Genomic DNA, 9835 nt, shown 5'->3' with positions numbered 1-9835 from the left:
TTACATTTATCTTTAGACTATAAAACACCAAATATGGTATATCAATTATCAGCCTAAAAATCAATTTTAACCTGTAGCCATATTTCAGGACAAGACATACTTCAAAACTTCTATTTTCACAATACTCCCAAACTTTATTCAGCAAAGAGAAAGAATACATTTATAAACACAAAAATGATAAAAAAACTACTATCAAATAAGTCAAATTATGTTTTTTACACTTATTTGTTTAGTGGAATAAGTTTAGCATCCTTTATTTTGTATCAAAACTCACTATTGTAACAAAGTACGTTAACCAAACCTTTCAAAATTCCTATTCTCACATCTATTCCGTAACTTTGTTCAGCTAAGAAAAAAGAATAAAGTTAATTAGAATGAGATTCCTGCTTTCGCAGGAATGAGAGCATGATAAACATCCACAAAAAAACATTACAAGATTTAGAATTCGCTACCGTTTTACAACAAGTAAGCGACTATTGTGTTACCAGTTTGGCTACCCAAAAAGCCTTAACAATAGAACCTTATCAAGATAAAGAAACACTACTTAAAGCGTTACAATTAACCAACGAGTATGTATCTTCTTTCGATAATGGTAACCGCATACCAAACCATGGTTTCGATGCTATTACTAAAGAATTACAATTACTACGTATAGAAAACACCTATTTAGAAACCCACAGTTTAAAAAAAATTGTGTCTATTTCGTTAACCGCAAACGAGGTGGTTAAATTTTTAACCAAGTTTGAAGAATACTATCCAAACCTAAGGCAGTTTTCGCAACGTATAGAAGTCACTACTTCACTTATAGAAAAAATTGACAGTGTGGTCGATAGATTTGGAGATGTAAAAGACACAGCTTCTGCTCTACTTCAGGAAATTAGACGTACCATGAATAAGCTAAAAGGTAAAATTAATTCTAGCTTTGCTTCTGCGCTTAACCAATACCATAATCTAGATTATTTAGATGATATTCGAGAATCTGTTGTAGAAAACAAACGCGTATTGGCTGTAAAAGCTATGTACAGACGTAAGGTTAAAGGTGCTATAATGGGTGGAAGTAAAACGGGTAGTATTGTTTACATCGAGCCAGAAACAACCTTGCAGCACACACGTGAGCTTAATAATCTAGAATACGAAGAAGGCGAAGAAGTAGTACGTATTCTAAAAGAAGTGACTAATTTTTTACGCGAATTTTTACCATTAATAGAACAGTACCAAAGCTTTTTAATACAAGTAGATATTATTGCTGCCAAAGCAAAGTACGCAAAGTCTATGGATGGTATTTTACCAGAAATTAGCAACGACAGACAAATAGTATTACGCGATGCCTTCCATCCACTACTCTATTTAAGTAATAAAGAAAAGAAACAAGAAACGTTTCCGCAGACTATAGAACTAAATAACGATAAGCGTATTATTGTTATCTCTGGTCCAAATGCAGGTGGAAAAAGTATTACACTAAAAACGGTTGGTTTATTACAACTCATGCTACAAAGTGGTATGTTAATTCCCGTACATGAACGTAGTAAGGTGACTATTTTTGATAAAATACTTACAGATATTGGTGATAATCAATCTATTGAAAACCAATTAAGTACTTACAGTTATAGATTAAAACAGATGAATTACTTTTTAAAGAAAGTAAATAAAAACACGCTGTTTTTAATAGATGAATTTGGAACAGGATCCGATCCTGAACTTGGTGGTGCTTTAGCCGAAACTTTTTTAGAAGAATTTTATGCTAGAAATGCTTTTGGAATAATTACAACGCATTATGCTAATTTAAAAATGTTAGCCAACGAAAAGCCAGAAATGATTAATGCCAACATGATGTTCGATGAGCGTACTTTAGAACCAATGTACAAACTGGCTTTAGGTCAAGCAGGTTCTTCGTTTACGTTTGAAGTGGCACAGAAAAATGGAATACCGTATAGTTTAATAAACCGTTCTAAAAAGAAGATTGAGCGCTCTAAAGTACGTTTTGATGCTACTATTGCAAAGCTTCAAAAACAACGTGCTAAGCTTGAAAAAACAAGCGAATCTTTAAAAGTAAACGAAAAGAAAAAACAAACCGAAGCCGATAAACTTGAGGAGATAAACATTAAAATTCAAAAAAAGCTAGAAAGCTACCAAGAGTTATACGATAGTAACCAACGCCTTATTTACTTAGGACAGAAAGTAAACGATATTTCTATAAAGTTTTTTAACGATAAGAAAAAGCGTGAGCTTATGGCAGAATTGTTCCGTTTAGTACAAATAGAAAATTCTAAGCGTAAAAAAGTAACTGTTAAGCAAGCAAAAGCTGTAAAGCATAAAGAAAAACAAGTAAAAGAAGAAGTCGAGAAAAAGGTTGAAGTGGTTAGAAAGAAAAAGAAAGCTGCTAAAGCGAAAGCGAAGTTAGAACCTGTAAAACCAAAAGCTATTATTAGAGTTGGAGATCGTGTACGTATGCATGATGGTCGTGCTGTTGGTAGTATAGATAAAATAGAAAAAGGAAAGGCTATTGTTAATTACGGCATATTTACTACTAATGTAAATATGGATTTATTGGAGTTGGTTGAGGCTGTGAAGAAGTAGGTTTTTTTAGTGTTTAGTTTACATTTGCATTATGTAAACAATTAACGTCACTTCGAGTGATTCTGAAGTATGAAGAATTGTATCGAGAAGCTTTATAATGGAAACTACTAGCTTAATAAAAATAGTTTGATTTTACTAAAAACAATAAACAATTCATATTAAATATTAAACCATGAAAAATCTAAGCTTTGTATTATTTCTAACGCTATTGTTAGCAGGATGTGCTAAAGAAACGCAACAAGTAGATGTAATCCCAAACCATAAGACTTTTGTAATAGAATCGTCTGAAGTTTCAGAATCTAGAGTTATAAATGTTTGGATGCCTGAAGGTTATGCTAAAAGTACAGACTCGCTTCCTGTTATGTACATGCTAGATGGTGGTATTCAAGAAGATTTTCCACACCTTGCAAATACTATTTCAAAGCTAATAGAAAACAAAAGTATTCCACCAATGCTTCTTGTAGGCATAGAAAACACAGAACGAAGAAGAGATTTAACAGGACCTTCTCAGGTTGCTCAAGATAAAGAGGTTGCTCCTTTAACAGATGGTTCTAGTGTGTTTAGAGCATTTGTAAATAATGAATTGTTTCCAGAAATAAATAAGCGCTATAGAACAACAAATTACAAAGGTGTTATTGGAGAATCTGTAGCAGGATTATTTGTAGTAGAAACATTATTATTAAATCCAGAACTGTTCGATTTTTATATTGCTATAGATCCTTCTCTTTGGTGGAATAATGGACACTTGACAACAACTTCTAAAAAGTATATAGATAAATTAACTTCTAGCAATAAAAAACTTTGGTTTGCAGGTTCTCAAGCTGTGGATATTTCAGTTTATACCAATCAATTAGCTAAAACTTTAGAAAAAGAAGCGCCTCAAACACTTACTTGGAAATACTCTAATGAGCCAAACGAAAAGCATAGCACCATTTTTAGGGCAACTAAAGAGAAAGCTTTAAAATGGATATTGAATTAATAATAAACTGAAGATTTATAAAAAATTTGATTTAATAGAATTTTTAAATACTTTTTGTAATAACTAGATTTATCACTTCGAGTGATTAATAAGCATTAAGAATTGTATCGAGAAGTCTATTAAAAGTTCTCGATACAAAATTTTAAAAAATAATTTTACTCGAACTGACAATACTATTATTAAAATAATACTGGTTAATGTCGTATTTTTGTATTGTGATTAAAGAACTTCCAATAGACAAAAAATTAATACTATTTGATGGTGTTTGCAACCTTTGTAGCGCATCTGTACAATATGCAATCGCGCATGATAAAAACAATGTTTTTATGTTTGCAGCATTGCAAAGTGATGTTGGAAAACAAGTAATTAGTCATTTTAAAATAGATCCTTTAAAAACAGACTCTATACTACTCTATTCACCAGAGAAAGAGTCTTTAAAAATAAAATCTTCAGCAGCATTATATGTTGCTAAAGATTTAAGATTTCCGCTTAATTTAATGTTTGCTTTTATAATTGTTCCAGCTTTTATTAGAAATTGGGTTTACAATTTTATTGCAAAAAACCGTTACAAATGGTATGGTAAAAAAGAATCCTGTTGGATGCCTACTCCAGAGTTAAAAGCTAAATTTATAGGTAAAGTAGTTTAATTTTATTTTTTAATATTAAAATACACATCGTAAACTTTATTAATATCGTATTCTGGTGAAATTATATGTTCTTCGCCTTCTATAGTAAACACTTCAATACTTTTTACTTTGCCTGTTAATTTAGACTTTGTGCTCTCATTAAGCGTTTTCCAATCGTCATCATCCTTTTCACTTACAGCTAATACTATCTTATAGTTTTTCCATTTTTCTGAAACTTTTTGCTCTCTAATGCCACCAGGAAATGTTATAATGCCTTCAAATAATTCTGGTTTAGCAACAGCAAAGTTAAAAGCTGCTAATCCACCCATAGAAGTACCTGCTAAAATCCAATTGTTTTTTGTTACACTTTCCTTTTCTTTAATATCTTTAATTAAAAGATTAATTTCATTATCATCCATATCTGTAAGTGCACTTCCAGATGGTCCTAATGGTAAAATGGTTATATAATTATTAAAGTAATGAGACTTGAATAATGTGTAATAACAATAATTTACAATCTTATCGTTAGCATTACCTCCAGAAAGCCCAAGTAAGACAGGATATTGTTTTGACTCATCATAATTTTTAGGGTAAACAACTTTATATTTAATTTTTGCAGTTCGTATGTACTCAAATTCTTTTACTTCTAATTCTTTTATAATACTATCAGGTACTTTAAATTTTTGTCCGTATGAAGTAAAGCAAACACTAAGTAATAGTATTAAAACAGTTAGTTGTTTCATGTTTTTTAATTTTATTTTCATTTCTGTGTCTTTATATTATTTTTTAAATGTAATTTAAATGAAATTAGTTAAAAAAAGAATAAATTTTAGAACTATTCTTTTATTTAAAAAAATTAGATATATAAACTCATTATATATCTATTTATAACGCAAAAAAAAGTCTAAAAAATTAATTTCAGACTCTTTTATATCAAGCAATCTTAATGTTTGAGTAATTATATATTAGCACGTTTTATGCTTTTTCTTTGTAGAAACAATCAATTTTAAGTATGATGTTTTGTTATAGTTTTCAATGTCAATTTCTTCCATTGTCTTAATACCTTTAACACTTATTACCACAATTTTTTCAACCTCTAATGTGCTAGTAGTTTCTGTTTTTATTTCTTTTGTATCTATAGTATTAACTTCTTGAGCAGTTGCAAAAGAAACAAAAAGTAATAAAAGTAATGTTGACAATAATTTCATGTTTGGGGTAATTAAGTAGGTTTAACACTGCAAATATATAATGGATTGTAACTAACCAATTAAAAAAATCGACAAACTACCAAACTATTTGATATGCTGGTTAAGTTAACAAATAATAACGTCCAACTACACAAATAGTATACTCTTTAAAGTGATTACTCACTCATTCAAAGGTGTACTTCACTCATTATCAATTTTTAAAACTATGTTAAAACACTAATTTTAACCTGTTGAAATTGTTTAGAGTCTCAAAGTATGGTGCAGTTAGTTCACCTTAATTCCTGTGAATTAAGAATGAGTGAGCTCTTATAAGATTTTGTCTAGTTCTTATTAACTTTAGTTATTTAATGGTTTCTGAAAAGGATGTGTATTGGCTTTGAGACTTTTTATTTAACTGAATTTATTTCAGTCTATTTCAAGATAAAAAAGCTTTTTTAAATGCGTTTAATTTAATAGTGAAGATTGTTTTATGCACTTAAAATTACCTTTTTAGTAATTTTCTTAAAAACGATAATGTAGTCTGTTCCATATTTGCAGCTTCTCCATCTGCATAAAGTAATAGTTTTATATCTGCAAAAAGACCTGCGTAATCATCTCTAAAATAATCGTGTGTGTTTATACCTTCAATTATTTTTTGAATGCATTGATAATAGTTATCATTATCAAACTCTTTATGAATAGCGGCAAATGTTTAGGGTTATCCATAATCTAAGCTATTGTTAAAGTTCCATATTCTGTCCACGAACCATCGTAAACACTATTTTTATAACCTGCAACAGTTGCCGCTAATGCTAAAACTGATGCAGTAATACCAGATCCACAAGAAAACACTAAGTGCTGATGTTCTTTTGCTAAATTATTAAAGACAAGTTGTAATTCTTTTTTAGACTTTAAATTATTGCCATTTAAAACATGATTAAAAGGTAAGTTTATAGAAGATGGTATTGTGCCACTTCTTAAACCTTCTCTAGGTTCTGCGACACTACAGTTAAACCTATCGTTAGATCTTGCATCTATAATTTGGTAATTTTCATCTTTAGAAATAGCATCTAAAGACTCAAAATACGCAACGTTATTAGGACTGTATTTTGCTTTAAAATCTCCTTTTTTAAATCTTGATTGTGCTTGTCCAGCTTGTATTTTATTTTTATTTTGAACAGGAAAACCTTTTGTCTTCCATTCTTGAAAACCACCATCTAAAACAGCAACGTTATTAAAACCAAAGGTTTTAAGTAACCACCATGCTCTAGCGCTTGAATAGATTCCAATTTCATCGTAAACAATAATTATTGAATTGCTATTAATACTTAACGCTTGACTGCTTTTTTCAAATTGCTCTGCAGAAGGTATTGTATTTGGGAATTTAGCATTTGCTAAACTAAAATCGTTTTTTATATCGAAAAAACGAGCGCTTGGAATTTGAGTATTTGATAAAGCTGAAGCAGCACCAAATACTTTGGAAATTGTAGCATCAAAAACAAGAATATTTTCATCTTGTAAATGTGTATTCAACCACTCTACTGAGACTATATTTTCTATTTCTAAAATTTTAGACATTCTATTGTGGTTTATTTTACAGCTTCATAATTATCATCCCATTCTTTAGGTTTTGGGTTGTCGTGTAATTTGCCTAAAGACTTAGCAACCATCATAGAAACTGTTGCGTCACCAGTAACATTTACTACTGTTCTACACATATCTAAAGGTCTATCTACAGCAAAAATCAAGGCTAAACCAATTGGCAATAATTCTGCTGGAAAACCAATAGATTCTAACACAATTACTAACATTACCATACCTGCACTTGGTACAGCAGCACTACCAATAGAAGCTAATAAAGCGGTTGCAATAATTACTAATTGGTTTGTAAACGTTAAACCTTCTGGCCAAATAACTTGCATGATAAATACCGCAGCAATACCTTGGTATAAACTAGTTCCATCCATATTTACTGTTGCTCCAACTGGTAAAACAAAACCAGAAACCTCTTTATCTACACCTAAATGTTCTTCAACACGCTCCATAGTTACAGGTAATGTTGCTGCACTTGAACTTGTTGAAAATGCTAATAATTGCGCTGGTGCAATTTTATTTAAAAACCACATTGGTGATTTTTTAGTGTACACTTTAATTAATATTAAATAAAAACCAATCATTAATGCTAAACCTAATACTACACAACCTGCATAAGCTAATAGTTTTACAAGAATGGCTGTATCGTCGAAAGCAATAATTACGTTTGCCATTAGTGCAAATACTGCATAAGGTGCAAAAAGCATTATTAAATCTACCATCTTCATTACGACTTCGTTAAGCGAGTCGAAAAATCTAACTAAAGGTTTTGCTTTTTTCTTAGGAATTAATAATAAACAGATACCCACAAAAAGCGCGAAAAATATAATCTGAAGCATTTTAGCTTCTCCTAATGACACAAATATGTTACTTGGAAAAATATCAACTAAAGCCTGTAATGGTCCAGCATCGTTTTGTGCAGAAGCTTTCATTAGTTTATCTGTAACACCAGCATCATTTTCATACTTCATTTTTATCTTTTCAATAGTATCTGGAGACATGCCTTCTCCTGGTTTTAAAGTATTTACTATTGTTAAACCAATTATAATTGCAATTAAGGTTGTACCAACATATATAACAATGGTTCTTAGTCCCATTGTTTTAATTTTAGAAATGTCTTTTAAATCTGATATTCCTTTAATTAACGAAGCTAAGATTAATGGTACAGCAATTAGTTTAAGGAGGTTGATAAAGATTTTTCCAAAAGGTGCAATCCAATCAGAAACAAAACCTCTTCCAGTATCTCCAACGCTATTCATAATAAAACCAAAAATGATACCTAATACCATTCCTATTATTATTTTCCAATGTAATGCTAGTTTCATGTATTTTGTTTTATTTATTATTTCTGCAAAAGCAGTAATTAATTAGTTAGTTTTTCTTCCTATTGTTTTATGTCTCCAAACCTCGTAAAGATAACATTTTACATGCTGTTCCTCTGGATTATTTATTGGTAATTCTATTTGTATTCTTTTAGCTTTATCGTATTCAGAAATTAGTCCGTACGTATTTAATTCACTTGGGATAAAAGTTTCATCAAAACCACCACAGTTTGTTAATGCACTTACGTCTCCTCCTATTTCGACTAAATCATAACCTATAAAATCATAATTGTTTTTAAGTTCTGCTTTTTCGTTATTAGGCTCTTTAATTACGGCTAATAAATTAAAAAACTCCAAGTCTTTTACTTTTTCAAGAACATATTCTAATGTATTAAAATAGAACATTACCATTCCTTCTTCAGTTACAATATTGTTCCACGCTTGAGACGAATCTAAATCTGGAATAAATGCTAATCCATTTAAAATACCATCTAAAGAAACCAATTCTGTTAAATGTGCTATCTCAGAGTATGTTAAATATTCATCCCAACTGAATCCAGTTTTATTATCTGAATCATACGTTTTTAAGGCTGTATAGTAAAGATTAGGTTTCATTTATAAAGTTAAAGTTAAAGATATGATAATAATTAAAATCATTAAATATGAAATATAACCATAAGTTCGAGCTAATGAGGATTCTTTCTGTTTTCTTTCAAACCTATATTTGTTAAACCGTGTTTCTTCAATTTCATTAAATTTATAAGTATTACCAAATTCCCAAGAATTTAGTTTTCTAGAAGGTAAAAAGAAAAAAGTTAACCATTCTGAATTTGTTAATGGTTCAAGCTTTCTCTTTTTAGTATTTTGTGCTTCTAAACTCAAAGTTTAATTTTAATTATTTATGAGATTCCTGCTTTCGCAGGAATGACGACTAATACATCTTATTCAATAACCAAAAATCTGCTAAAACTAAAGCAGCCATTGCTTCCACAATAGGTACAGCTCTTGGTACAACACAAGGATCGTGACGCCCTTTACCTTGCATTTCTAATATATTTCCATCCTTATCTATGGTGTCTTGTTTTTGCATAATGGTTGCAACTGGCTTAAAAGCCACTCTAAAATAAATATCCATTCCGTTACTTATACCACCTTGGATACCACCAGATAAATTGGTTTTGGTAGTACCATCTTCGTTGAACAAATCGTTGTGCTCGCTACCTTTCATTTTTGCACCACAGAAGCCACTTCCATATTCAAAACCTTTAACAGCATTTATAGAAAGCATCGCTTTACCTAAATCTGCATGCAATTTATCGAAAACAGGTTCGCCTAATCCAACTGGTACGTTTTGAATTACACAAGTAATAGTTCCACCAATGGTGTCTCCTTCTTTACGTATTTCTTTAACACGAGCAATCATTTTGTCTGCAGTGGCTTGATCAGGACAACGTATAATATTAGATTCTATTTTAGAAAAATCTAAATCTTGATACGGTTTATCTATAAATATTTCACCAACAGAAGAGGTGAATGCGTTAATTTTTATAT

At 30.4% G+C, this 9835-nt stretch carries 10 protein-coding genes; 3 read left to right on the top strand and 7 right to left on the bottom strand.

The annotated features are described in order from the left end of the window. Positions 1-405: 405 nt before the first annotated feature. From Q0C58_RS04310 to Q0C58_RS04300, 3 genes are all read left to right on the top strand, one after another. The gene (locus Q0C58_RS04310; protein ID WP_290697996.1) at positions 406-2577 is read left to right on the top strand and encodes a DNA mismatch repair protein MutS; all 2172 of its coding nucleotides are present in this window, start codon (positions 406-408) and stop codon (positions 2575-2577) included. A 172-nt stretch (positions 2578-2749) separates the two neighbouring features. Further along, on the top strand, positions 2750-3556 hold the full coding sequence (locus Q0C58_RS04305; RefSeq protein WP_290697995.1) for an alpha/beta hydrolase-fold protein: 807 nt from the start codon (positions 2750-2752) through the stop codon (positions 3554-3556). 197 nt (positions 3557-3753) lie between these two features. After that, positions 3754-4203: a thiol-disulfide oxidoreductase DCC family protein gene (locus Q0C58_RS04300; RefSeq protein ID WP_290697994.1), complete on the top strand. Its 450-nt coding sequence runs from the start codon at positions 3754-3756 to the stop codon at positions 4201-4203. A 2-nt stretch (positions 4204-4205) separates the two neighbouring features. On the opposite strand, the gene Q0C58_RS04295 is transcribed toward Q0C58_RS04300, so the two are convergent. From Q0C58_RS04295 to aroC, 7 genes are all read right to left on the bottom strand, one after another. Beyond that, a complete protein-coding gene (locus Q0C58_RS04295; RefSeq protein ID WP_290697992.1) occupies positions 4206-4946 on the bottom strand; it encodes an alpha/beta hydrolase-fold protein in 741 nt (246 codons plus the stop codon). A 201-nt stretch (positions 4947-5147) separates the two neighbouring features. Then, complete coding sequence (locus tag Q0C58_RS04290) at positions 5148-5390, bottom strand: hypothetical protein (protein WP_290697990.1); 243 nt, start codon at positions 5388-5390, stop codon at positions 5148-5150. Between the two features lie 708 nt (positions 5391-6098). Then, the gene (locus Q0C58_RS04285) at positions 6099-6947 is read right to left on the bottom strand and encodes a sulfurtransferase (RefSeq protein ID WP_290697988.1); all 849 of its coding nucleotides are present in this window, start codon (positions 6945-6947) and stop codon (positions 6099-6101) included. 11 nt (positions 6948-6958) lie between these two features. Then, on the bottom strand, positions 6959-8287 hold the full coding sequence (locus Q0C58_RS04280; protein WP_290697986.1) for a dicarboxylate/amino acid:cation symporter: 1329 nt from the start codon (positions 8285-8287) through the stop codon (positions 6959-6961). 42 nt (positions 8288-8329) lie between these two features. Further along, entirely contained in the window at positions 8330-8899 is a 570-nt protein-coding gene (locus tag Q0C58_RS04275) for a hypothetical protein (RefSeq protein WP_290697984.1), read from the bottom strand. Then, complete coding sequence (locus Q0C58_RS04270) at positions 8900-9166, bottom strand: hypothetical protein (RefSeq protein ID WP_290697982.1); 267 nt, start codon at positions 9164-9166, stop codon at positions 8900-8902. A 49-nt stretch (positions 9167-9215) separates the two neighbouring features. Next, a partial coding sequence (gene aroC / locus Q0C58_RS04265) for a chorismate synthase (protein ID WP_290697979.1) occupies positions 9216-9835 on the bottom strand: 620 nt, incomplete at its 5' end.

Source organism: Lacinutrix sp., assembly GCF_023299985.1.
Taxonomy (GTDB): Bacteria; Bacteroidota; Bacteroidia; order Flavobacteriales; family Flavobacteriaceae; genus Lacinutrix.
Note: the sequence above shows the minus strand (reverse complement) of the source record. Positions and strands in the feature narration are given on the sequence as shown.